General features: G+C 66.0%; 27 protein-coding genes. 9 read left to right on the top strand and 18 right to left on the bottom strand.

Annotation, left to right across the window (positions count from 1 at the left end):
- Window positions 1–2: 2 nt before the first annotated feature.
- Window positions 3–1,346: an APC family permease gene (locus FHU31_RS03225; protein ID WP_167155827.1), complete on the top strand. Its 1,344-nt coding sequence runs from the start codon at window positions 3–5 to the stop codon at window positions 1,344–1,346.
- A 72-nt stretch (window positions 1,347–1,418) separates the two neighbouring features.
- Here the strand turns inward: FHU31_RS03225 and FHU31_RS03230 are convergent, their stop codons facing one another.
- Window positions 1,419–1,823: an organic hydroperoxide resistance protein gene (locus FHU31_RS03230; RefSeq protein ID WP_167155830.1), complete on the bottom strand. Its 405-nt coding sequence runs from the start codon at window positions 1,821–1,823 to the stop codon at window positions 1,419–1,421.
- Between the two features lie 113 nt (window positions 1,824–1,936).
- On the opposite strand from FHU31_RS03230, the gene FHU31_RS03235 reads away from it, so the two are divergent.
- A complete protein-coding gene (locus FHU31_RS03235) occupies window positions 1,937–2,383 on the top strand; it encodes a MarR family winged helix-turn-helix transcriptional regulator (protein WP_167155833.1) in 447 nt (148 codons plus the stop codon).
- Between the two features lie 10 nt (window positions 2,384–2,393).
- Here FHU31_RS03235 and FHU31_RS03240 read toward each other — a convergent pair whose 3' ends face one another.
- From FHU31_RS03240 to FHU31_RS03280, 9 genes are all read right to left on the bottom strand, one after another.
- Window positions 2,394–3,419: an alcohol dehydrogenase catalytic domain-containing protein gene (locus FHU31_RS03240; RefSeq protein WP_167160569.1), complete on the bottom strand. Its 1,026-nt coding sequence runs from the start codon at window positions 3,417–3,419 to the stop codon at window positions 2,394–2,396.
- Window positions 3,420–3,421: 2 nt separating this feature from the next.
- A complete protein-coding gene (locus tag FHU31_RS03245) occupies window positions 3,422–5,332 on the bottom strand; it encodes a flavin-containing monooxygenase (RefSeq protein ID WP_167155836.1) in 1,911 nt (636 codons plus the stop codon).
- A gap of 67 nt (window positions 5,333–5,399) precedes the next feature.
- On the bottom strand, window positions 5,400–6,689 hold the full coding sequence (locus tag FHU31_RS03250) for an ArsB/NhaD family transporter (protein ID WP_167155839.1): 1,290 nt from the start codon (window positions 6,687–6,689) through the stop codon (window positions 5,400–5,402).
- Window positions 6,690–6,717: 28 nt separating this feature from the next.
- Window positions 6,718–7,164, bottom strand: a complete 447-nt coding sequence (locus FHU31_RS03255) for a CBS domain-containing protein (protein WP_167155843.1) — start codon at window positions 7,162–7,164, stop codon at window positions 6,718–6,720.
- Between the two features lie 237 nt (window positions 7,165–7,401).
- Window positions 7,402–8,577, bottom strand: a complete 1,176-nt coding sequence (locus tag FHU31_RS03260) for an FAD-binding domain (protein ID WP_167160571.1) — start codon at window positions 8,575–8,577, stop codon at window positions 7,402–7,404.
- Between the two features lie 52 nt (window positions 8,578–8,629).
- Window positions 8,630–9,022, bottom strand: a complete 393-nt coding sequence (locus FHU31_RS03265) for a hypothetical protein (RefSeq protein ID WP_167155846.1) — start codon at window positions 9,020–9,022, stop codon at window positions 8,630–8,632.
- 2 nt (window positions 9,023–9,024) lie between these two features.
- Window positions 9,025–9,246, bottom strand: a complete 222-nt coding sequence (locus tag FHU31_RS03270) for a hypothetical protein (RefSeq protein ID WP_167155848.1) — start codon at window positions 9,244–9,246, stop codon at window positions 9,025–9,027.
- A gap of 203 nt (window positions 9,247–9,449) precedes the next feature.
- Window positions 9,450–10,472 carry a hypothetical protein gene (locus tag FHU31_RS03275; protein ID WP_167155851.1) on the bottom strand — a complete coding sequence of 341 codons (1,023 nt, stop codon included), beginning with the start codon at window positions 10,470–10,472 and terminating at the stop codon, window positions 9,450–9,452.
- Window positions 10,469–10,957: a nitroreductase family deazaflavin-dependent oxidoreductase gene (locus FHU31_RS03280; RefSeq protein ID WP_167155867.1), complete on the bottom strand. Its 489-nt coding sequence runs from the start codon at window positions 10,955–10,957 to the stop codon at window positions 10,469–10,471. The genes FHU31_RS03275 and FHU31_RS03280 overlap by 4 nt, the downstream gene beginning before the upstream one ends.
- Before the next feature lie 350 nt (window positions 10,958–11,307).
- Here FHU31_RS03280 and FHU31_RS03285 point away from each other — a divergent pair, with 350 nt between their 5' ends.
- Window positions 11,308–11,775 carry a MarR family winged helix-turn-helix transcriptional regulator gene (locus FHU31_RS03285; RefSeq protein ID WP_263988174.1) on the top strand — a complete coding sequence of 156 codons (468 nt, stop codon included), beginning with the start codon at window positions 11,308–11,310 and terminating at the stop codon, window positions 11,773–11,775.
- Between the two features lie 325 nt (window positions 11,776–12,100).
- The gene (locus FHU31_RS03290) at window positions 12,101–12,598 is read left to right on the top strand and encodes a hypothetical protein (RefSeq protein WP_167155872.1); all 498 of its coding nucleotides are present in this window, start codon (window positions 12,101–12,103) and stop codon (window positions 12,596–12,598) included.
- A gap of 86 nt (window positions 12,599–12,684) precedes the next feature.
- On the opposite strand, the gene FHU31_RS03295 is transcribed toward FHU31_RS03290, so the two are convergent.
- Window positions 12,685–13,068, bottom strand: coding sequence for a hemophore-related protein (locus tag FHU31_RS03295; RefSeq protein ID WP_167155881.1), 384 nt, complete (start codon window positions 13,066–13,068; stop codon window positions 12,685–12,687).
- Window positions 13,069–13,224: 156 nt separating this feature from the next.
- Between FHU31_RS03295 and FHU31_RS03300 the strand changes: the two genes are divergently transcribed.
- From FHU31_RS03300 to FHU31_RS03310, 3 genes are all read left to right on the top strand, one after another.
- Window positions 13,225–13,881: a response regulator transcription factor gene (locus FHU31_RS03300; RefSeq protein ID WP_167155883.1), complete on the top strand. Its 657-nt coding sequence runs from the start codon at window positions 13,225–13,227 to the stop codon at window positions 13,879–13,881.
- Window positions 13,878–15,104: a sensor histidine kinase gene (locus tag FHU31_RS03305; RefSeq protein ID WP_167155885.1), complete on the top strand. Its 1,227-nt coding sequence runs from the start codon at window positions 13,878–13,880 to the stop codon at window positions 15,102–15,104. Before FHU31_RS03300 ends, FHU31_RS03305 begins: the two co-directional genes overlap by 4 nt.
- 69 nt (window positions 15,105–15,173) lie before the next feature.
- Complete coding sequence (locus FHU31_RS03310; RefSeq protein WP_234901129.1) at window positions 15,174–15,548, top strand: hypothetical protein; 375 nt, start codon at window positions 15,174–15,176, stop codon at window positions 15,546–15,548.
- 111 nt (window positions 15,549–15,659) lie between these two features.
- Here FHU31_RS03310 and FHU31_RS03315 read toward each other — a convergent pair whose 3' ends face one another.
- A complete protein-coding gene (locus FHU31_RS03315) occupies window positions 15,660–16,556 on the bottom strand; it encodes a hypothetical protein (RefSeq protein WP_167155888.1) in 897 nt (298 codons plus the stop codon).
- A gap of 264 nt (window positions 16,557–16,820) precedes the next feature.
- On the opposite strand from FHU31_RS03315, the gene FHU31_RS03320 reads away from it, so the two are divergent.
- Window positions 16,821–17,231, top strand: coding sequence for a response regulator (locus tag FHU31_RS03320; protein ID WP_167155889.1), 411 nt, complete (start codon window positions 16,821–16,823; stop codon window positions 17,229–17,231).
- 66 nt (window positions 17,232–17,297) lie between these two features.
- Here the strand turns inward: FHU31_RS03320 and FHU31_RS03325 are convergent, their stop codons facing one another.
- Entirely contained in the window at window positions 17,298–18,698 is a 1,401-nt protein-coding gene (locus FHU31_RS03325; RefSeq protein WP_263988171.1) for a H(+)/Cl(-) exchange transporter ClcA, read from the bottom strand.
- A gap of 182 nt (window positions 18,699–18,880) precedes the next feature.
- Here FHU31_RS03325 and FHU31_RS03330 point away from each other — a divergent pair, with 182 nt between their 5' ends.
- On the top strand, window positions 18,881–20,230 hold the full coding sequence (locus tag FHU31_RS03330) for a hypothetical protein (RefSeq protein WP_167155891.1): 1,350 nt from the start codon (window positions 18,881–18,883) through the stop codon (window positions 20,228–20,230).
- On the opposite strand, the gene FHU31_RS03335 is transcribed toward FHU31_RS03330, so the two are convergent.
- Genes FHU31_RS03335 through FHU31_RS03355 form a run of 5 tightly spaced genes read right to left on the bottom strand, consistent with a single transcriptional unit; the run spans window position 20,156 to window position 23,673 of the window.
- The gene (locus tag FHU31_RS03335; RefSeq protein WP_167155893.1) at window positions 20,156–20,623 is read right to left on the bottom strand and encodes a hypothetical protein; all 468 of its coding nucleotides are present in this window, start codon (window positions 20,621–20,623) and stop codon (window positions 20,156–20,158) included. The two genes, FHU31_RS03330 and FHU31_RS03335, sit on opposite strands and share 75 nt — an antisense overlap.
- On the bottom strand, window positions 20,620–21,726 hold the full coding sequence (locus tag FHU31_RS03340) for a molybdopterin-dependent oxidoreductase (RefSeq protein WP_167155895.1): 1,107 nt from the start codon (window positions 21,724–21,726) through the stop codon (window positions 20,620–20,622). Before FHU31_RS03340 ends, FHU31_RS03335 begins: the two co-directional genes overlap by 4 nt.
- Window positions 21,723–22,352 (bottom strand): methyltransferase domain-containing protein, encoded by a 630-nt coding sequence (locus FHU31_RS03345; protein ID WP_167155897.1) that lies wholly within the window; start codon window positions 22,350–22,352, stop codon window positions 21,723–21,725. The genes FHU31_RS03340 and FHU31_RS03345 overlap by 4 nt, the downstream gene beginning before the upstream one ends.
- Window positions 22,352–23,020, bottom strand: coding sequence for a TIGR04282 family arsenosugar biosynthesis glycosyltransferase (locus tag FHU31_RS03350; RefSeq protein WP_167155899.1), 669 nt, complete (start codon window positions 23,018–23,020; stop codon window positions 22,352–22,354). The genes FHU31_RS03345 and FHU31_RS03350 overlap by 1 nt, the downstream gene beginning before the upstream one ends.
- A complete protein-coding gene (locus FHU31_RS03355) occupies window positions 23,017–23,673 on the bottom strand; it encodes a glycosyltransferase family 2 protein (RefSeq protein WP_167155901.1) in 657 nt (218 codons plus the stop codon). The genes FHU31_RS03350 and FHU31_RS03355 overlap by 4 nt, the downstream gene beginning before the upstream one ends.
- Window positions 23,674–23,689 lie beyond the last annotated feature (16 nt).

Genomic DNA, 23,689 nt, shown 5'->3' on the forward strand with positions numbered 1-23,689 from the left:
ACATGTCTGAGACGATCGCGGAAACCGAAGGCAACCTGAAACGAGTGCTCGGCCTCCCGTCGCTGGTCCTGTTCGGGCTGGTGTACATGGTGCCGCTGACGGTGTTCACCACCTACGGCATCGTCACCGAGACCACCGGTGGCCGGCTGTCGGTGGCCTACCTGGTCACGCTGGCGGCCATGGTGTTCACCGCGCGTTCGTACGCCCGCATGGCGATGGCGTATCCCGTGGCCGGATCGGCGTACACGTACACGCAGAAGTCGTTCGGCGCACCGATCGGTTTCCTCGCCGGCTGGTCGCTGCTGCTCGACTATCTGTTCCTGCCGATGCTCAACTACCTCGTCATCGGCATCTATCTCAACGCCGCCATCCCGGCCATCCCGGCGTGGGCGATCGTCCTGGTCACCATCGTGATCGTGACCGTGCTCAACATCGTCGGCATCGTGTCGGTCGACCGGGCCAACTTCCTCATCATCGATATCCAGGCGATCTTCATCGTGGTGTTCATCGTCATGGCGTTCATCGCGATCTCGCACTCCGGAACGGTCGACGCGATGGCTCCCTTGCGCGGCGATGGATCGGCCGGCGGCTTCGACCCGATCCTGGCCGGCGCGGCCATCCTGTGCCTGTCCTTCCTCGGCTTCGATGCGGTGTCAACGCTTTCCGAAGAAGCCAAGGACCCGAAGCGGACGGTCCCGCGGGCCATCATGATCGCCACCGTGGTGTCGGGCCTGATCTTCATCTTGCTGTCGTACATCTCGCAGCTGGTGTACCCGGCCAACCAATTCGCCGATGTCGACTCCGGCTCCCTGGAGGTCATGACGACCGCAGGTGGGCAGTTCCTGAACTCCTTCTTCACCGCTGCCTATGTTGCCGGTGCGCTGGGGTCGGCGATCACTTCGCAGGCGTCGGTGGCGCGAATTCTCTTCGCGATGGGCCGTGACGGCATCCTGCCGCGCAAGATATTCGGCCACGTCTCGGTGCGCTTCAGCACACCCGTGTACGCGATCGGGTTCGTCTCAGTCATCTCACTGGCGGCGGTGTTCGTGGACCTGGCGTTACTGGCCTCGGTGGTCAGTTTCGGTGCGCTGGTGGCCTTCTCGGTGGTCAACCTGTCGGTGATCAAGCACTATTTCGTCGATCTGAAGCACCGGGCTGGTGCGCAGCTGCTCGGTAGCCTGGTACTGCCTCTGATCGGTTTCGTGCTCACGCTGTGGCTTTGGACCAGCCTGTCCGGTACCGCATTGATCGTCGGATTGATCTGGCTGGCGATCGGGTTCATCTGGTTGCTCGGCGTCACCCGCGGATTCTCCCGGCCGACGCCGACGCTGGATCTGGCCGAGTAGAGACGGCGAGCCGAACAGCCGACCGCCGGCTACGGGACGTCAGTAGCCGGCGGTGGGGCTTTGGCCGTGCGATCAGACCAGGGTGACGGTCACCGGGATGTTGCCGCGGGTGGCCTTCGAGTACGGGCAGGTCTGGTGCGCGCCGTCCACGATCTTCTGCGCGATCTCGCGATCCACACCGGGCACGCTGACGTTCAGCCGGGCCTGCAATGAGAATGCGCCGTCGGTGTTGAGCAGGTCTACCTCCGCGTCCACGGCGGTGTCGGCGGGGAGCTTCACCTTCTGAGCGGCCGCGGCCACGCCCAATGCGCTGATGAAGCAGGCGGACCAGCCTGCGGCGAACAACTGCTCGGGGTTGGTGCCGGTGCCGTTGGCCCCGGGCGGGGTGAGCTGGATGTCGAGGTTGCCGTCGGCGCTGTAGGACTCACCCTGGCGGCCACCGGTGGTGTGGGTCTGGGCGGTGTAGAGGACGGACATGTGGGGGCTCCCTCGGTTTGATGTGTTCGTTGTACAACCCAGAACGGGTGGCTCCGGCAGATCATTCCCATCCGATTAAATCGGATCCGATCATTTTTCGCTACGCTGGGGCGATGACACCGGATGTTCCGAAGCTCGCCGACTTCATGTGCTTCGCGGTCTACTCGGCCAACCTCGCCTACGGGCGGGCCTACAAGCCGATCCTGGACAAACTCGGTGTCACGTACACCCAGTACATCGCCATCGTCGCGCTGTGGGAGGAAGACCACCAGACGGTCGGGCAGCTGGGCGACAAGCTGTTCCTGGAGTCCAACACCCTTACGCCGATCCTGAAGAAACTCGAATCGGTGGGCTTGGTCACCCGTACCCGCGATCCGCGCGACGAGCGCCAGGTGCTCGTCAGCCTGACCGACGCGGGCCGGGCGCTGCGCGAACAGGGCGCGGAGATGGATCTGGTCGCCGCGACCGGCCTGTCCCTGGACGAGCTGCGCATCTTGCAGCGCGGGGTGGCCACCCTGCGGGACAACCTGCGCGAGCACGTGCAGCAGACGGCGGACTGAGCCGGTGAACCTACGGTTGCAGCCGGATCTTCAGGTGTTCGCCCGAGCGTGACATGGCCGCCGCATATCCGGCTGCCGCGGCGTCCAACGGCATTGTGGTGGTGAAGATTCCGCTGACATCCAGCCGACCGTCCTGCAGCAGCGGGATCAGTTCGGGCCAGGTCTGCTGCACCGGGGCGGTGGTCAGCCGGATGGTCAGGCTGCGGATCAGGCAGGCCAGTACCGGGAGTGGGTAGGGCTGCAGGTCGTGCACGCCCACAATCGACACGGTCCCACCGGTACGTACGGTGTCGAGCGCATCGTTGATCGAGGCGTCGGTGCCGACGGCGTCGATCACCGAGTCTGCGCCGAGGCCGTCGGTGAACTCCCGCACCGGCTGTCCTGACGGCGGCGACACCGGGACGGCCCCCCGTGCCGCCGCGCGGGCGCGGCGGGCCTCCACCGGGTCGACGGCGAAAATCGTGGCAGCGCCCAAAGCGAAGGCACTCTGTAACGCGCACATGCCGACCGCGCCGAGCCCGATCACCGCGACTGTCCCGCCGATCGGGATGTCCGCGCGTTTGGCGGCAGCCCAGCCGGTGGCCAGGTTGTCGGTGAGTAGCAGTGCCTGGTCGGTGTCGATACCGTCCGGCAGGGCCAGCAGCTGGAAGTCCGCTGCGGGCACGGCGAGCAGGTCGGCCTGCGCACCACCGAGCGCTCCCGAGCCGAAGATCTGCGGCCCGCTGACACAGCGGATCGGATCGTGTGTCGCGCAGCCGGGGCAGCGTCCGCAGCCGGCGACCGAGGACACCAGGACTCGGTCACCCGCAGCGAATCCGGCTACCTCCGAGCCGATTTCGACGACGATGCCCACCGCCTCATGTCCGAGGGCGACGGGGTCGACGATGGGGTAGTGGCCCTCCAGGAAGTGCAGGTCCGATCCGCAGATGCCGCTGGCGGTCACCTCGACGATGGCGCCATCGGGGCCGGGTAACACCGGGTCGGGCCGCTCGGCGACGCTGATCTGTCCCGCACTGTCGACGACGACCGCGCGCATACTCACGCCTCCTGATAGTCGGAGAAGAGGGGTTCATCGATGGCGGAACGATATTCGGACAGCCGCCACGGGCTGACGGTGTGGATCTCACCGTCGGCGTTCTTGAAATACGAATGCTTGACCGACGGGTGCGCCCACACCGTCTTGCGGATCGCCTCCTGGGACCGGGCATGCCACGCGGCGGTGGGTTCGGGTAGGGGCTCCATGGATCGCAGACCCGCAGTGATGAGGTGCTCGAGGCACTTGTTGATGTAGCGCATCTGCAGCTCGGAGTTCATGATGAGACTGCCGCCGTGCGCGAGGTGCGTGCCGGGTCCGTAGGTCATGAAGAAGTTGGGAAAGCCGGGCACCGTGATTCCGCGGTAGGCGAACGGTCTGCTGCCCCATCGGGCGTGTAGGTCGGTACCGTCGCGGCCGGTGACCGTCATTGGGAAAAGTACATCGGTGGCTCGAAATCCGGTGGCGTACACGATGATATCGACCTTGTGCTCGACGCCGTCGGAGGTGACGATCCCGGTCGGCGTGATGCGTTCGATCGGAGTACGGATCAGATCGACATTGTCGCGCTTGAGGGTGGACAGCCAGCTGCCGTTGTCCTGCAAGGTGCGCTTGCCGGTGGCCGGGTAGTCGGGCAGCACCTTGGCGAGCAGTTCGGGATCGTCACCGACCTGGGTGGTGATCCAGTCGGTGAACATGATGCGAGCGAGGGCGTTGATCTCGCTGACGGCGTTACCCTGGTCTGGGTAGTCGGGGTCGACTCGGGCGGCGTCGAGACCCTTGTCCGCGCCGGGCCACAGCAGCAGGAACCGGTACCACCGGCCGTAGAACGGCAGGTGCTGCATGGCCCAGCGGGCGCCCTCGGGTACCCGGTCGTGATACATCGGGTTGGGGAACATCCACTGGGCAGTCCGCTGGAACACCGTCAGATGCGCCACCTTGTCCGCGATGGCCGGGGCGATCTGAAATCCGCTGGCGCCGGCGCCTATCAGTGCGACGCGCTGGCCGGTGACATCGACGCTGTGATCCCACTTCGCCGAGTGGAATGCGGGTCCGGCGAACGTCTGCGCCCCGGGAAACTCGGGGATCTGTGGCCGGTTGAGCTGGCCGACAGCGGTGATCACGGCATTGGCGGTGAGCGTCTGCGTGCCGCCGGCGGTACGCACCGTGACATGCCAGCGCTCGTCTTGCCAGGTGGCGGAGAGGACCTCGGTGTTCCACCGGATATGCGGCTCCAGGCCGTGTCGGTCCACCACCTCGCGGAAGTACTGGCGCAGCTCGGGTTGTTCGGCGAAGAAGTGGTCCCAGTGATTGCTCGGTTCGAAGCTGAAACAGTAGAAGTGGTTGGCGACATCGACACGCGCGCCGGGATAGCTGTTCTCCCACCAGGTTCCGCCGGGTCCGGCATTCTTCTCCACGATGGTGAAGGGAATGCCGGCTTGGGTGAGCCGCACGCCCGCCAGCACACCGGACTCTCCGCAGCCGATGACGATGACACTGAAGTCGTCGGCGACCTGGAGTGCTGTCGGACGCCGGGGGTCGGCACCCTCCAGATCCAGCTCCTCGAGCATCAGCGCCATATTGTCCGGGTCGACGGGTTCGCAGGCGGCCCAGTCGAGCATCTCTTCGACCAGCTCGGAGGGCAGTGGGTCGGGTACCGGGCAGCCGCGGTCGCGGTAGTCGGCGATGACCGGCAGCGCGGCGGCGCGGGCGCGGGCTTTGTCCGCCTCGCTCATGAAGCCCTGCACCTCGTTGAGGAACAGTCCGGCCTGTGTGAAGTCGCGGATGTAGGACGGGTCGCCCGTGATGTGCACCAGCGACAGCAGCAGGGTGGGGATGCTGACGTCCTCCAGCGCCGTGGTGATGTCGATGTCCGGCGTATCGAACGGTTGTCCGACGTGGAAGCTACGCGTCACGCGGGGTTACGCTACTCGTCGTAGCGTTATAGGACAAGGGTTGCCGGCCCGCCGTGCCGGTGACTCGTCAGCGGAAGGCGAAGTACCTCAGCCACAGGTAGGGTGCGGCGATCGCGATTGTCAGGATGGTGACGATCGCGCCCTTACGGGTGAACTCCCAGAAGCTGATCGGATGGCCTTCGCGGGCCGCGATACCGAGCATGACGACGTTGGCGCTGGCCCCGACCGCGGTGAGGTTTCCGCCGAAGTCGGCGCCGGCCGCCAGTGCCCACCAAAGTGCATGCGTCTGAACAGGATCGGTGATGGCGGCGGTCAGGTCGGCGACGACCGGGCTCATTGTCGCCACGTACGGGATGTTGTCGATGATGCCGGAAAGTCCGGCGGACACGATCAGGATGAGCATCGTCGCGGCGAGCGCATGGCCGCCGGTGACATCGGCGGCCAGTCGGGCGAGATCGCCGATCGCGCCGGTCCTCACCAGTGCCCCGACGAGGACGAACAGGCCGATGAAGAACAGCAGGGTTTCCCATTCGACGCTGCCGAGGTAGTCCTCGCGGTCGACACCGGAGATCAGAATGAGCAGCCCCGCGCCCAGCAATGCCACGATTGAGGGTGCGATATGTATGACGGAATGGCCGATGAAGGCGATGAATACCAGTGCCAGCACCAGCCCGCACTTCGTCAGCAGCCGTGGGTCGCGGATCGCCTCGCGCTCATTGAGCGACATCACGTCTGCGACCCGGTCCGGATCAACGGCGAACGCCCCCCGGAACAGGATCGGCAGGACGAGCACAAAGGCCACCAGCACGATGACCACCAGGGGAGCCATGTGCATCAGAAAGTCGTTGAAGGACAGTCCGGCTCGGCTGGCGATGATGATGTTGGGTGGGTCGCCCACCAGGGTGGCGGCACCGCCGATATTGGAGGCGAATACCTCTGCCATCAGAAACGGCACCGGTGTGAGTGCGAGACGCTCACATACCAGCAGGGTGACCGGTGCGATCAACAGCACGGTGGTGACGTTGTCGAGGAATGCCGAGGCGACCGCGGTGATGACCACCAGCAGGACGATCACTCGTAGCCCGGACCCGCCGGCGCGTTTGGTGGCCCAGATCGCCGCATATTCGAATACACCGGTCTGGCGCAGCACTCCGACGATGATCATCATGCCGAGAAGCAGGAAGATGACATCCCAGTCGATGCCGGCGTCGTGCGAATAGAACACGTCCTCGGAGCCGACGATGCCGAGCATCACTACGACGGCGGCACCGGTGAGCGCTGCCTTGACCTTGGGCACCCGCTCGGTGGCGATCAACACGTAGGACACCACGAAGACCAGGACTGCGACCGTGGTCATCGCGGCTCACCGCTTCGGCAGGGTTCCTTCAGAGTGATCGCAGTGCGACCTCTAGTAGCCGGGACGCGGTGATGACTCCTATCAGGTTCTTGCCCGCGAGCACCGCGACCAGCGGAGCGCGTTCGTGCGCCATGATCGCGGCGACCTCCACGATCGTGTCGTCCGCCTTTACCGTCGGCATGTCCGGGCGTTCGTTGGGGAGTACCGCGGCGACCGACTTCCCGCTCAGCTTGTCGGCGATGCGGTCGGCCATCGACTCGCTGAGCACTCCCGCCAGTGCTGGGTCGTCGCGGACGTATCCGGGTATGAGCAGGCGGACCACCTCCGACGCAGGCAAGATCGTCGTCGGACAGCCGTTCTCGTCGGTTACCACAAGCCCCGCGAGCCGGTGCTCGGCCATCAGTCGCACCGCGTCCAGGGCGCTGGAGTCGGCTGCGACGACGGGGAATTCTTCGGCGATCTGCTCGGCGCGCACAGGTAGACATTACGTCGAGGGCAGGCATTGCGGCTGCGGCTGGGCAGTTTTGAGCTAAAACCTGCACGCAATCAACGACCACGTCCCCCGCGGTTACGTTCACGGCGACACTCCCAGTACAAACGTCGGTTCACCTCCCTGCACTTCGTGCCTCAACATGCCTTGGCCGCCCGGAACGGGCAACGTGGTGGCGCGACACGCGCCTGCCCACGACGACGACGGTGGACCGCGCGGCACCTACATAGGGTATTCGGGTAGGTCCATATCGTCTGAGAAGCCGCGTGCCAGCAGGCGATCGGTCCCTCGAGCTGAGTTCATCACTCGCATGGCGAAGTCGCGGAAAGCAATACCCGGTGCGGTTTTTGTGGCGAAAACCGAGAGATATCTCCGTGCACTGGCTTGCTTGCGTGCGATGAAGCGGCGCAGCCGAGCTTCGTATGCCGGGAAAGCATGCCGGTAGTCGCCGTGGGTGACGAGTTCTCCGGCAAGAATGTAGGCCTCGGTCATGGCCAGTCCTGTGCCCTCGCCGCCGAGCAGTGATATGCACGCCGCGGCGTCGCCGACGAGAACCGTCCGGCCTTGGGACCACCGGTCGAGACGAACCTGGCTGACGGTGTCAAAGTAGAGGTCGTCGACGTGGCCGAGAGCGTCGATCATGTCTGGACACTCCCAGCCCAGCCCACCGAACTCGCGCTGTAACAGGGCAATACGCTCGTGGTGCGTATCGGGAACGAAGGGCCGGCCGGAGCGGAAAATGAACAGGAGCATGGTGTGGTCACCGCGTAGGGCGAACCTGCCCACGCTGTGTCCCGGTGCGCTGTAGGTCATGTACACCAGGTCGTTGCGGGGCTGATAGCCGTCGACGACGGCGGCGGCGACCATGCATCCGAGATAGTGCTCGACGTTGGTGTCGCGCCCGAAGACCAGCCGACGCACGTTGGAGTGCAGTCCGTCGGCGCCGACGATCAGATCGAACTCGCGGGTCGGTCCGTTCAGGAAGCTCAGGCAGACACCGTCCTCGTGCTCGGTGACGGCGGTGATGCTGTCGCCGAACACCGTTTCCACTTCGCCGCCGATGGTGGCGTAGATGGTGGCGGCCAGATCGCCGCGCGGGAGGCTGGTGAATTTGTCCTTGGTGACGCGGTGAAACCCGGCGGTGTCCAGGGTGGCGCGGGTGTGGCCGTCGGAGGTGACTGAGCGGAAGGACTGCACGTGGTAGCCGAGCTGCTGGATGGTTGTTTCGATTCCCATCCTGCGTGCGACTTCGTAACCGAGACCCCAGAAGTCGATGACGTACCCGCCGGTGCGCAACTTCGGCGCCACCTCGATCAGCGTCGGCTCGTGGCCTGCCCGCGCCAGCCAGTAGGCCAGCGTTGGTCCCGCCACGCCGACCCCGCTGATGGCGATCTTCAACGTGGTCACCTTTCTCGCCGTCGGGGATTCGGACGCGCTGATGGGTCTGCGCCTAGCGTTCTGCAGCCCTTTCCACGATGTGTTCGTAGGCGGTCCGGTCTGCAGGGCTGATGGGTTCGGCGAACACCAGGACGATGTCCTCGACGACGTAGCTGTTGGTGGTGTTACCGGCGTAGCGTTCGGCGGGGCCGCTCTGGGCGAACTTGACGATCGATACCGTGTCGGAGTCGACGGCGCCGGTGCAGTGCAGCTGTGGGCACTTCGCGGCCGTGACATCGTGTGCGTTCGGCGTCGGCATCCCGGAGTGCGTGATGGCGTCGGCAACATCCCTGGCGGACAATCGATTCAGTGGCATCCCAGCCTCCGGTGCGGGGGTGGTGCTGGATGCCGGATTGCTTGCGCAGGATGTCAGCGCGAGGAGGGCGGCGGCGACAAGCATCGGCATTCTCACTGCACGGCCTCCGTAACTGTCGACCACAGTTGTTCCCGTTCAATGGTACTGAGCACTGGCGAGAACGTGACGACGATGTTGGCCGCGGTGCGAACACTGTGCCGGCGGGCGTAGCTTTGGGCAGCTGCGGCGGTGGCGAACGAGGTGACCTGGACAGTGTCGGTGATCACCGATTGCTGGCATTGCCGGTCGTGGCAGGTCTGGTCGGTGACGTCCAAGGGATGGGCCGTAGGCTGCCCGTGTCGACCGAGGAAGTGGATGACCGCCCACGCGGACACGGGCCCCTGTGTGGGACTCCCGAGTTGTTGTACCGCCGTCGACCCGCTCAGCGGTGCCGAGGAAGAGGCGGATGCAGGTCCGGCTTGCTGGTGGCCGCTGCACGCGCCGGTGACGGCCGCGAGCGCGAGGATGACGACGGGCCTCAGGAGCGCTTGCATGACTCGTAGGTGTTGATGAGTGCCAATTCGGTAGTCGGCGGTTGGTAGACGCGGTAGTCCCGGTCGGTGCACCCGCGGGTGGTGACGGCTAACGGGCCGGTAGCCCGGCCGTCGCCGTTGATATGACCCTGGATCTGATCGGTCGCGGTGTACAAGACTGGTTGCGGCAGCGCCGCGACCAGCGGTAGATGTCGGCGTGCAAGCGCCTCAGCGTCGGCGGGATCGTGCGAGACGGTTTTCTCCGCCACCCATACCGGGGCCTTGACCCGTCCCCCGATGGTCAGCTTGCTCTGATGTGGAATCGCTTGGTCGGTGTTGATCTGCGCCCACAGCGCAAGTTCCTGTTCGGTGGGGTAACGGTGTGTGGATTTGATATCGCCGGGATGCCGGACTCCGGTGCTGATGGTCCAGGTGAACGACGCCAATTCGGGATACCGGTTGGTCAGCGTGGTGATTGCCGCGGCGGCGTCGCGGTAGTCGGTGTCGTCGGCGAGCTGGATCGAACCGGTGCGGAAATGGCCCCACTCCTGGATTGGCTGTCGCCCGTCGGGGTGGGCGATGTTGGCGCGCAGGGTTACCGTCGCGGTGGGGAAGTCGTGTCGTAGTCGCGCCCAGTCCTCGGCTTGGGCGATGACCTCTTCGTCGTTGACGATCGGCAGCCGGCCACCGTCGATCGCGAACACGTTCCAGCCGTCGTGGGCGTCGAACTCTGTTCGGTATCCGGTGAAGTCGGCTTCACGCAGGCCGCGCAGATACCGGGACACGACGGCGCCGAGTTCGTCCGCACTGATGTCTACTGCGGTCTCGGCATCGATCGTGAGGCTCACCCGCCCTTGGTTGGGGAGGTTGGTGGTCTTACTGCTGACTGAGTTCACCCCGGGCATGTGGCTGATCTCGTCGGCCAACCTCGCGACCTCGGTGTGCCGATCCGGTGGAGTCGCGGCGCATCCGCTTAGTAGCACTGTCGCCAGCGTCGACACGACCAGGCCGGTACGCCGCACAATCACGTCGCACCCTCGGGAACGAAACGGACGAACGGCAGCCGCTGGCCCACCTGGTGATAATCGCCGGCGGATCCGTCCACCGAGAACCCCATCAGCCGCGGTAACAGAAGTCGGGCGATGAGACGGTGCCGGACCGCATAGCGGGTGAACACTTCAGCGCCTTCGTCTGCGCTCAAAGGGACAGCGGTCACGGCGATGACCCGACCATTCACCTCGATGGTCGACTGTGGGGTGGCGAGGACATTGCGGTACCAGGCAGCGGTCGGGCCCCACCCCGAGGCGACGGTGTAGGTGCCGGTGTGCGGGTCGTGCTCGACTACTTCGAGGACCACTTGCCGGTCTTTGCCGGTGACGCGACCGGTGTGATGCAGCAGCAGGAAGCGGTTGCCGAACAACCAACCCAGATGTGCCTTGTACGCCGCGATCGGGGCTCGATAGAGCAGTCTGTTCAGCCCTGAGGGTGGTCGGACGTGTTTGACGATCTTCACCCTCCGTGTCCCCTCTCGGTCGAACTGATCATAATGCAATAGTTGCATTATGCAATGGTAGGTCCCGCGAGAGGGGGGTGGCGGTGCTCCGCGAGCCGCCGAGCATGAGGGCGAACTCCGGACATTGGGCCGATGCCGCCGACGATCATCTGCATCGGTGGACCTGGACCCGGGTGGGCCGCCGAGTATCACCCATGTGGACACGAGGCGGACGCCGTAGTGACTGCTTTTATCCGGCCGATGGACGCGGAATCGACTGCCGAATGCCGAGTGTATCGGGGTCGTGCGTGTGGGGCCCTCCGGTATTGTTGCGCTCAGGAGGGGCCGAAGTGAACGCAAAGGGTAGAACGATTGCCGACGGGTCCGCGGAGACGTCGGTTGATGCCATCACGGATGCACTTATTACGGCTTCCCGTCTGCTCGTGGCGATTTCAGCTCGTTCGATCGCCGATATCGACGACTCGATCACGATCCCCCAGTTCCGCGTGCTCGTCATCTTGTCCATGCGGGGGCCCTCGAACCTCTCGACATTGGCGGGACTGCTCGACGTGCAGCCGTCCACTATCGGCAGGATGGTCGAACGACTGGTGACCGCCGGGCTGTTGGAACGCCGCCCGCACCCGAGTTCTCGCCGTGAATTGGTGGTGGAGCTGAGCGCTCGTGGTCGCAAGACGGTCCGGACGGTGACCATGCGACGCCGCATGGAGATCGCCCGTGTGGTGGAAGCGATGCCCGCCCGGCAGCGACAAGGTCTTGTCGACGCCCTTACCGCGTTCACCGCGGCTGGCGGCGAACCTGCTGCCGATATCGATTTCTGATCCCCGCCTTCAAAGACCATGCTCGGTGGCGTAGTTCGCGTGTCACGCCGAGCGTGGCAGGTGAAAGTTCTTGCCCGCGACGCAGTACTGATGGCCGTAGCTTTCTGGTCAGCCCTGCACCGTCGGGCCGAAGGGGATACGGGCCGGTAGATCACTCGATCGCACATGCCAAGTCCCGCGACCGTGGACACGAGTGAAAATCCTTCTGCAACAGGAAAAGTAGACGACGAGGTGCAAATCCACTCAGCGGACGCGGTGCGCGAAAGGTCCAACACCGCGCGTGGTATTCGGTGGCGCGGTACTGTGCAACAGTTGCACTGTGCATATGAAGCGCAACCGCGCGTCGCATGTGCTCGGCATTGCCCGATCGAAGGGACCGCTGGTGGCCAACAGGACCGCATGGACGGTGCTGGCGTTGTCAGCGTTCGTTTTGAGTGCATGTTCGAGCCACCGCGTTCCCGACCCCACCGAACCGGCGCAGCTGCCGGCGCGGGATGCCTCGTCAGACGCGCTTGGCGTGGCGCAGCAGCAAGCCAAACCGATCCTCGCGATGGTCGCCGTGCAGGAATTAGTTCGACGAGGTCTTTTCCTGCCGAAGCCACTGGACACCACGGCTCATGATTGCCCTGCGGTGGGGTGTTCGCAGTCAGTGGTCACCGATACACTGCGCATCTTGTCATTCGGAACAATGCAGCAAGCCGGGAACTATGCCAGCCCGCGGGGATTGTTCTGGTCGCAGAATCTGGTGGTCGCGTTCGCCCCGGCAGTTCCAGCCGCCGAACGATTCCGGTACATGTTGGCGATCGGAACGCTCAGGCAGTGAATCGCTACGCCACCTGAATGGTCACCCGGGCTTGGGGCGGGGAGTCGGTCTGCCAGTCGAGAAACCGCTGGCCAGGTGGGTCGAGGTCAGTAGTTGTGGCAGGTCGCGGCGACTGCCTGCAGCATCTGGGTTTTCTGTTGGCCGTCTGGGGTGCCTTGCTTTTCGTTGAGTTTGCTTTGCCAGTCGGGGTTCTGGTCGAGTTGCGCCTGGAGCCGTTGGCGGCGTTGGTCGACCGGTAGCGCGAGGAAGGCCCGCAGGCGGGTTTGGGCTTGCGGGTATTCGTCGAGTAACGCGGCGAGGTCGGGGTCTTCGTGGGCCAGAGCGGCATGGAGCTGGTCGTAGCTGCATGTGGTCTCGATGAGGGCGCCCCCGAGCGGCTGGGCCGTGGCTGGGCTGGCGGTGGCGAGGGCGAGTCCGGCGGCCAGGCTGCCAACCGCAAGGGCGAGGTTCTGCGATGATCGCTTTTCCACAGAAGGTGTCCTTTCGGGTGTGAAGGGCCGCATGACGCGACCTGGTGTCAGTCCAGCAACACAACTGTTTGGTCGCCGTTTGCGTGGTCGACCAGCTCCCGGTGCTGGGCTTGCGGCCTCACGGCGGCCAAACGGCCGGCGAGGCACGATGGTGGAGTGCGAATTCTGGTGGTTGAGGATGAGCGTCTGCTCGCTGATGCGATCGCGGCGGGTTTGCGTCGTCAGGCGATGGCCGTCGATGTCGTCTACGATGGCGACTCCGCGTTGGAGCACGCGACGGTCAATGAATACGACGTGATTGTGCTCGACCGCGATCTTCCGGTGCTCTCAGGTGATGCGGTGTGCAGTGCGGTGACCGCGGCCAGCGGCACGACGCGCATTCTGATGCTCACCGCCGCGACCGCGGTGGTCGAACGTGTCACCGGTCTGGGTCTGGGCGCCGATGACTACTTGACGAAACCGTTCGCGTTCGCTGAATTGGTCGCGCGGGTGCAGGCGCTGGCTCGGCGTGCCTGCCCCGCTCAGCCGCCGGTATTGGAGCGTGCTGGTATCCGGCTCGATCCGCACCAACGGACGGTCGAACGTGACGGTGTGCCGATATCGATGTCGCGCAAGGAGTTCGCGGTCCTCGCTGAGTTGTTGCGCGCAGACGGTGGTGTGGTGTCGGCTGAGCAGTTGCTGGAGAAGGCGTGGGACGAGAACATCGACCCGTTCACCGGTGTCGTCCGATACACGATCATGATGGTGCGGCGGAAGTTGGGTGCCCCGGCGGCAATCGAGACCGAATCCGGTGTCGGGTACCGCATCCGATGAGATCGGCACGGAGGTCCACGATCCGTCTGCGCCTCACCCTGTGGTACGCCAGTGCGTTCTTCGTCGCCGGAGCAGTGTTGATCGGGCTCCTCTACCTGCTTTTGCAGCAGTCGCTGGATCACAGTCCTGGCGACGCGATGGTGAACATGGTGCAGCGGTTCCTCTCCGAGCGAGGGTTACGCAGTCGCACCCCGGTGATCGACGGCCTGCTCGGTGCCATCACCCAGCAGGCCGAGCAGCAGCGTCAGGACACTCTGCAGTCGATGTTCTGGTGGTCCATGGTGTCGTTGGGGGCCACCGGAGTCGCGGCATGTGGTGTCGGTTGGCTGCTCGCCGGACGCGCCCTACGACCGCTGCAGGACATCACCGCGACCGCGCGCCGAGTTGCCGATCACAGCCTGCACGAGCGGATCGGTATGGCCGGGCCGCGCGACGAGATCAAGGATCTGGCCGATACGTTCGATGCGATGCTGGAACGGCTGGACCGGGCATTCGACGGGCAACGCCGATTCGTGGCCAACGCGTCCCATGAGTTGCGGACACCGTTGGCGATCAACCGGACGCTGCTGGAAGTCGCACTCGATGATCCTGAGATGCCGGACTCGATGAGACAACTGGGTGCGACCTTGCTGCAAGTCAATTCACGACACGAGCACCTTATCGATGGCCTGCTGGTGCTCGCCAGCAGTGAACAGCGACTGGAGCATGTGGCACCGGTCGAGCTGGCCGAAGTCGTCGCACACAGCGTGCGCGTCGCCGAGTCGGCGGCGATCGGCGCTTCGATCGCAATGGGTACTGAGGTGGCTGCCGTCTCGGTTTCCGGCGACGCGGCATTGCTGGAGCGCATTGTTCAGAACCTGGTGGACAACGCCATCCGATACAACACCCGCGGCGGCTGGGTGCGGGTCACACTGGCACGTGTAGGGGGGTGGGCGCGGCTGTCGGTTGAGAACACCGGCTTATTGGTCGCCCCGTCGGAGGTGAACAGCCTGTTTGAACCCTTCCGACGATTGGCGCGACCGGACCGCACGGCCGAGCACAGCCAACTCGCCGGCACGCGCGGTTCGGGGCTGGGTTTGTCGATTGTCCGGTCGGTGACCCACGCCCATGGTGGCGACGTGCGCGCGGCCGCACGACCTGACGGTGGCCTGCACGTGGCCGTACACCTGCCGCTGGCTCACCCGTCGCCTCACAACAGTCAAACGCCGCCGCCTTCACGATAGTTGTTGTGTGAATCCTTCCTATTCTCAACGATTCACACGACCGTCAGTTGAAATGAAGGGAAAGCAAGCATGTTTCATGATCTCACCAGCACCATGAAGACGTTGGCCGCGGCGGGCGTTGTCGCAATCGGAGTCGGCGTCCCTCTGGCGCTCTCGGCGGGTGTTGCCTATGCGGATCCGGGCTTCCCCGGCCCGGGAATTCTGCCCTGGCCCGGCGGCGGACTCGGCGGACCTGCATCAGGTTTGGGTGTCCTGCCCGGCATCGGTGTGGGTGGCGCGGGTGGGCCGGCGTCCGGCTTGGGTGTCCTGCCCGGGGTCGGTCTGGGCGCCCGGGGAGTAGGCCTGCTGCCTGGGGTCGGTCTGGGTGGCGCGGGTGGGCCCGCGTCCGGCTTGGGAATCCTGCCGGGATGGGGTATCGGACTGCCCGGCCCCGGTGTGATCTAGCCAGCGCATGATCGGTTGTGCCGCAACGGGTTTTCGGTGCGGCACAACCGAGCGCCCGTCGTGATGAGAGTGACCTCGGGCCAGGTCGTTGCAGAAGCTGGCCGTGGTCCTCTATTCCATTCCCAGTGCGCGCAATTGACGGGAACTCAAGGTGGGGCGAAGTTCCTGCAATGCCTTGCGGGGCGGCATGAAGTGCGGGTAGGCATAAAATGCCGTGTCGCTCGCATACACAAAAGTGACCGAGGTCCGCTCCGACTCCGTTGGCGTCTTGACGCGATGCAGGATGTGACTGGTGTCGGCGTAGATCACCGTCAGGCGCGGACCTGTGACCCGATGGATCTCTTCTTCGAAGATGATGTTCTCGAAGGTGTCCGCCGACGGTAGAGGACGTCGGACATCTCTGCGGGAGAAAAGGATTCGCTGAGTAGACGCTGAATCGACGTACTCGAATGGTGCGGACTGGTCGTCGACGTCGCTCAGGTAGATGATCATCTTCAGCATCCGGCGATCTTCGACATCGATGTGCCAGCGCCGGATCGCCTGATGACTACTCTCGCCGGGTGCTTCCCGTTTGATCTCAACGCCGAGGTAGCGAACCGGTAGGCCGATGTAGTGCTCAGCCAGGTCCAGATGCTTCTCCGTCAGCCCCCATCTGAATACGGTTGGGTCGAGGGCGTGTTCGCCAGGGGGAACGTGCGTGGTGCCGTGTAGCCCGGGCTGAGTGGTGAGTCCGTCCAGCAGGTTGTCCGCTGATTCCAAGACAGGCGGGGGCATGGTGATCGTTCGTGTCGAGACGCCGATTGCCTGCAGTTCTCTGAGCACCGAGACGTACTCCGGCGACACCGCCGGAAGATTGATCGCATAGCGCCGACGCCTTGCGGAGTGGCGCCGATCTCCGAGTCGAGCGAACGGCGGCAGGCGGAGGAGTCTCCGCCTGCGCAGCGCATATCGTTGCTCAGCTGCACCGAGCTTTCGAATGACATACCCTTGCATGCTTTCCGTGCTCACTCGTGCCTTCCTCGGTCGAGGCCGAGCCGAGCACGGTTGTGCCCGCGCGACGATGTTGGCGGAGACTGTCGCAACCCGGTTGGCCGCCGACCATCGAAGCTGGAACAGCCTCGGCGCCCACCGTGCGAGATGCCGTCAGTTCAGCATGACCGGTGTGTGGCGCCCGTTAGGGATTGTGAGACAACAACTTCACTCAACCAACCCGCGACTCTTCGCGTCGCCGCACTCACATCGCCCTAACGCGGTGTGCGGGACCCTGGAACAGTGAACGTGTTGGTGGCCGTCGGCGACAGAGGCCTGGCTGAGCAGATCGTCACCGGGTTGATTCGCCAGGCAATCACGGTGGACTCGGTCTTTGACGGCCTGAGCGCCTTGGAATGTATAGCCGCCCAGGACTATGAGGTTGTGGTCTTGGACCGCTATCTACCCGTGACCGGTGGTGACGTGGTGTGCACTCACCTGGTCGACTCCGGTAGCGCGACTCGAGTCCTGCTACTGACACCGTCCGCCGCGCACGCAACAGAGTGGTGGCTCGGCGCCGACGATCACCTTTGCAGCCCCTTCGCTGCTGCAAAGGTCATCGCGAGGGTACGGGTGTTGGGCGCTGTTCAACACCACGACGGTGCCGATGAGCAGCAGGACCCCTGGCCCACGCAGAAGACGGCACATGGTTAGGTGTGACGCCACGTTCACCAATGGTGAGTGGGTGTCGTCGGGATTTCGTGTGGTGGGATCCGGCGGTCAGTCTGGTTGGTGCGCGCCGGGCGGGTTTCCACGCGCAACCGCCAAGACCGCGGCACGGTCGGTCAGCAGGTCGTAGATCGGGCGCGAACCCAGTGCGACGGCCACCAGGAGCGCGCTCGCGCAGGCGCCGAGCATCGGCGGCAGCTGGTTGGTGGTGCCGGTGAGTTCGGTGGCGAGGATCAGACCGGTGATCGGCGCCTGGACGCTCGCGGTGAAGAAGGCGGCCATACCGATCAGAGCAAGTGCCGCAGGCTCGGGCGCGGTCTGGGGATTGAGATGCTCCGCGGCCAGGCCGACCAGTAGTCCGGTATAGGCACCGAGCACGAGCATCGGAGCGAACAGGCCACCCGGTGTTCCCGCGGCGTACGACGCGGCGCCGAGAAGGAAGCGCAACGCCAAGATCCCCAGTACGGCCCAGGCCGCTCCGTGCCCTAGGAGGGCGTTCTGGGTGAGGTTGTCGCCGCCGCCGGCAAGGTCGGGAGCGCACCACACGAGAACGCCCACAACCACACCGATTGCGGCGGCACGGGCTTCGGCCGGCCATCGGCTGGTGTCGGCGACGTGCAGGCCGAACATGAGTGCCTTGTTGTAGAGGACACCGAGTAAGCCGGCGCAGACGCCGACGATCAGCACCCAGCCCGCATTGCTCAACTGCGGGTCTTGCAGTGCCGGCATGCGAAAATCGGTACCTGAGTGCACAAATGGGTACGCGGAGCCGAAACCCGACGCCGAGGCAACCAGGGTGGCGATGGTCGTGCGCGGGTCGAATCGCTTCACGAGTTCTTCGAGGACGAACACGCCACCGGCGATCGGGGCGTTGAACGCTGTCGCCAAACCGGCGGCGGCTCCGCCGGCTGCCAGGATCCGAAGATCGGAGAGTGGGCGCCGTGTCACCGATGCGACGATGACGGCGATCGAGCCACCCATCTGAACCGAAGGGCCTTCCCGGCCCAGTGCCAGACCACCGCCCATCGACAACAATCCGCCGAGGTACTTGATGGGCAGGATCCGAAACCGTCCTGGCTCCGCCCGCCCGGCGACGACGGCCTCGACGTGCGGGATACCGCTGCCCTCGGCTTGTGGCTCCAACCGTCGCACCAGCGCGGCCGCGGCGGTGACGGCCGCCGTGCAGGCGAGTACGACGACCAACAGGCCCCACCCAGAGCCGTGGGCCCAGTGGCTGAGTGCGGCGCGCCACTCCGACAGCTGAGCCAACGCGATCCTGAAACTGGCCGCAGCCAGCCCGGTCAATGCGCCGACCACCGCGGCGGCAAGGACGAACCCGATCAGGCTTTCGGCGCCCTCGCCCTCCTTGTCGACCGGATGGGAGGTCGGCATCTGCCATCCGGTGAAGATGCTGCGAAGCCAGCGCGCCAGTGTCGGTGTGTGTTGATCCACCCCTGTATCTCTATCTGGTCCGCGCGCCATCCGCACCGTAGGGGTGGCGGTTACCGCGCGCGCCGGCCCAAGCACAGCAGACATCGACCCGAAGTTGGGGGAGCCGCGCGTGCGCGCGAGGGGCGGCGGCGTCACACAATTGTCAGAACCTCGGCGCGTCCGGCGCCGTAGGGTGAATCGGTGTGAAGGGTGCGAACCGTGGCTACGTGGCCGCCGGTCTGGGGGCCTTACTGGTCGTCGTCGCCTTCGTGGTGCCGCACCTCCACCTGGGAATCGTCACCCCTCTGATCAACAGCACCGCCCAACAGGTCCGCGACTTCGCCCAGACCGCGCCGATCTTCGGCTGGTGGAACGCGCACGTCGGCTGGGGCTCGGGGCCGGCGATCGCGATCGCGGTGGCAGCGGTGCTGTGGGGACCTTCGTTGTCGGCCCGACTGCCCTGGCGGGCCGTGCCATGGGCGGTGTGGGCGACCTCCTGCGTCTGGGCTTTTTCGCTGGCCATGGTCGACGGCTGGCAACGCGGGTTCGCGGGCAGGCTCACCGCGCGGCACGAGTATCTGCGTCAGGTTCCGACCATCACCGACATCCCGGAGGCCGTCCGCACCTTCGCTTCCAGAATTCTTGATTTCCAGCCGAACTCGTGGATCACCCACGTCTCCGGTCATCCGCCGGGTGCCTTGCTCACCTTCGTGTGGCTGGATCGGGTGGGTCTGGGGGGTGGTGCGTGGGCCGCCGTGTGGTGCCTGCTCATCGGGTCCAGCGCCGCTGCGGCGATCGTGATAACCCTCAAGACGTTGTCCGGTGACACGGTGGCCCGGGCGGCAGCACCGTTCGTCGCGGTGGCACCGACCGCCATTTGGATCGCCGTGTCCGCCGACGGCTACTACGCCGGTGTCGCCGCATGGGGCATCGCCCTGCTCGCGCTGGCGACGCGCTCGCGGCGGGCCGTGTACCCGGCCGCAGGCGCAGGTCTGCTGCTGGGGTGGGGGATGTTCCTCAACTACGGTTTGGGCCTGATCGCGCTGGTCGCCGCCGCGGTGCTGCTGGCGGCGCCGGATCGGCGTACCGCGGCGCGCGTTCTGGTCACCGCGGCGCTGGCCGCGGCCGTGGTCGCGGGAGTGTTTGCGCTCGCCGGATTCTGGTGGTTCGACGGTTACGTGCTGGTGCAACAAAGGTACTGGCAGGGTATCGCGTCGAACCGGCCGTTCCAGTACTGGTCGTGGGCGAATCTGGCCGCTGTGGTGTGTGCGGTGGGGCCGGCGACGGTCGCCGGTGTCGCCCACACCTTCGACCGCGCGGCGCTGCGGGGCCGCTCCGGTGCGCACCTGGTGGTCCTCGGGGCGCTGCTGGCCATCGTCTGCGCGGATCTGAGCATGCTGAGCAAGGCCGAGACCGAGCGGATCTGGTTGCCGTTCACGGTGTGGCTCACGGCCGCATGCGCATTTCTGCCCACCGGTTCACGCCGGTGGTGGCTGGCCCTCAACGTCACCGGCGCCCTGTTGCTCAATCATCTGATCCTGACGAACTGGTAGCACCCGCGACAACAGCAGGTATGCGGGCACGCACAGCCACACCACGGCCAGCGCGAGCACCAGACCGAGGTGGTAGTCGCGGTCCAGGACCGTGGTGTTGTCGGGACGCATGCCGGGCTTGTCGTACACCGGGACCGCGAGAACGACCAGCACGACGGTGCACAGACCCGCCACGGCGAGGGGGGACCACCAGCGCGTCGGGAGCAGGCGCCGGCCGGCGAAGCCCACCGCGACGCACAGCGGGGCGAAGAGCGCGTCGTGGACGACCACCGCGACCAGCCCCCACACCAGGATGCGGACCAGAACGATCGGGGAGTTGTCCCACAGCAGCATCGCCCCGTAGCCGGCGAGCAGGACACCGGCCAGCGCCAGCACGCTGCGCGCCGCGGTCACGGCAGGACCTCGATGCGGTCCAGCCACTTCGTCTGCAGCACACCGGGACGTGACGGGGCGATCAGCCGACAGGGGTAGCCGTGATCGGCGTGCAACGTCTCACCGTTGAGCCGCAACGCAATCAGCGTCATCCGGTCCCTCGCGTGACGAGCGGGCAGTACCGTCCGCGAGTACGGACCGGGCGGCTCCAAAGAGATCATCCTGACATCGTGATCCGGTGAGCCGCCGACCGCGGCGATGAGGTCGGCCAACACGATTCCGGTCCACGCGGCGTCCGCGCTCCAGCCTTCTACACAGGCGATCGGTAGGCGATGGGTGGTCTGGGGTAAGCCGTTGAGTTCGGCGACCGAGAACGTGCGCACCGTGGTGCCGTTGGCCACCGTCAATCGGTACTCGGGGGCGTAGGCCCGGCGCAGCACACCCGCCGCAATCGCACTGCGGTTCACGGGGATACCCTGCGGTCCCTGCCCGGAACGCGGGGCCAGAACCGAAAGATGACGCAACAGGGGGACGGCCTGGCCCGCGGTCGCCACTGTGGCGACGCCCACCGCCAGCCAGGTGCCGCGCAACACGGTTCGGCGGGTGGGGCCGACGGCACCTCCGGCGCGTACGTCGTCGAGCGGCTCGCCCAGTGCGCGCCGGATCACCGGCAGCTTCACCGCCAGATGGACCAGCACCGCGCCCGCGGCCAGGTAGGCCACCGCGTAGTGGGCGGTCGTGAAGAAGAACCCGAACACATACCACTGGGCGATGTTGAGTAACCCCGTCGACAGTTCGAACAGCATGGCCCCTACCAGCACCAGGATCGAAAGTCGCTCCAGTTGCTTGGTGACACCGCCGATCAGCGGGCGATCGAAGAGCTTTGGCCACACCGACCACAGCTTCACCACCACCAGCGGGATCGCGGCGATCCCGGAGGCCACATGCAGACCCTGCGTGACGCGGTACAGCCAGACCGGCCGGGTGGGCCACCCGAACCAGGGTTGGGGATGCTGGATGAAATGACTGATCAGACCGGTGCAGAAGCACACGGCAACGGCCACACCGAGCGCCATTCCGATGCGGGCGGTGACCGCCGTCCCACGCAATCCAGACGCGTTCATCGCACCGACAGGCTCGCCAGCACACGGTCCCCGATCCGATGTTCCGCGGTGATCGACAGGCCCGCGCCGGCGGCGATACCCGCGGCGCTGTCGATCCCCACCGTCGCCCACCGGAACCACGGACCGATCATCCGCGCCGACTCGAGGCGCACCCACCGGTACCTGATACCGCCTGGGGCCGAATCGAACTCGGTGAGGCAGATACCGCCGCGGCACAACAGCTCGGCCGCCCGGGACAGAATCCGCAGCGGATCACCGCCCAGACCCACGTTGCCGTCCGCCAGCAGCACCGTCTGCCATCGGCCGGTACCCGGCAAGGGGTCGAACACGTCCCGGCGCAACGCCGGGGCGCCCCGGCCCCGGGCCAACTCCACCGCCGTGGCTGACTGGTCCACCCCGAGTGCGGGAATCCCGCGCCGGATGAGACCCGCGACCAGACGGCCCGGACCGCAACCCAGGTCGATCGTCGGGCCGGTACACCGGTCCAGGACCGCGCGCACGAACCGCCGATCGGAACCATGCCCACCCAGCCAGGTGTGTACGGGCAGCCGCTGCACAGTGCCATCGTTATATCGGACCCAGCAGCGCTCACCGGCAAGCGCAAGTTCGTAGAGATTTCCCAGCACTAGAGGCCCACCTTTGCCGTGATCGTGCCGAACCTGCTGTTGCGCGGGCATTCCCGGCGCACCGCATCGATGTCTGCGAGGTTGTCCACGTCCGACAGCGTGGTGAGTAGGCGCACATCCAGTCCGGTGTCGGCAAGTGCGCGTAGCGTTACAGCGCCGGTGTCGGGCCGCGACATCGGCACGGTACGTAGGCACCCTGCCGCGGCAGGATCGTGCAGCCCCAGCGCCCACCAGCCGCCGTCCTGCGCCGGGCCCAGCACCGCCGGCGCTTCCAGTAGCGCTGCGGCGCATTCCTCGATCAACTCGGCGCTCACCTGCGGGGTGTCCATCCCGATCTGCAGCACCGGGTAGCCGGCGGCACCCGCATCGAGGTGGGCGTTGGCCAGCCGGTGGGCGAAGTCCGTCCCTCGTTGGGCGATCACGGTGAACGCCGTCAGCTGGGAGCGGATCGCGGGGCCGCTGCGGGCGAGATTCAGATCGCCCGTCAGCGCTACCGTGCGGGCGGCCACCCGTGCGGCGGCCACCGTGTCGAGCGTGTCCTGCAGCGCCGCCGCGGCGATATCAGCGGCCAGTTCGTTGCCGACGGCGGCGGCCAGTCGGGTCTTGGCCTGCCCGGGTACCGGTGCTTTGGCCACCACCAAGACGTCCACCGGAAGTGTCCGGTTCATGAGATCACCCGCCAAAAGTCCAGCGCCGCAATGATGCTTCCGCGCATCGATCCGCTCACCTTGGACACGCCGCCGGTGCGGGAACGGTAGACGACATCGCGTTCGGTCACCTGCCAGCGTGCCTGCGCGGCGCGCACGAGGAGTTCCAGCGGATACCCGGATCGTCGGTCGGTGACACCCAGATCCAGTAGTGCGTCGCGGCGGGCCACCCGCATCGGGGCGATGTCGTGCACCGGAAGACCGTGGCGGGTCCGCAGTCGCCAGCACACCGCTGCCGTACCCAGCCGCGCGTGCCACGGCCACCGGGTACCCGGCTCCCGCCGGCGCCGCCCCACCGCGAGGTCGGCGCCGGCGGCGATATCGGCCACCAGTGCGGGCAGCGCCGCCGGGTCCAGCGAACCGTCGCCGTCGAGCACCGCGACGAGTGGAGTGCGGGCCGCGACCACGCCGGCGTGCACCGCCGCGCCGTACCCGGGCCGCGGTTCGGCGACGACCTGGGCGCCGTGCTGCGCTGCGACCAGGGCGGTGTCGTCCGTGCTGTTGTTGTCCACGACCAGGCAGCGGTATCCGACCGGCACAGCGGCGAGCACGGCAGGAAGTGATGCGGCCTCGTTGAGGCACGGCAGCACGACGGTGACTGTCGGTCCGGACATACCCCGACGGTAGGCC

It is taken from the genome of Mycolicibacterium fluoranthenivorans (genome assembly GCF_011758805.1).
GTDB lineage: Bacteria > Actinomycetota > Actinomycetes > Mycobacteriales > Mycobacteriaceae > Mycobacterium > Mycobacterium fluoranthenivorans.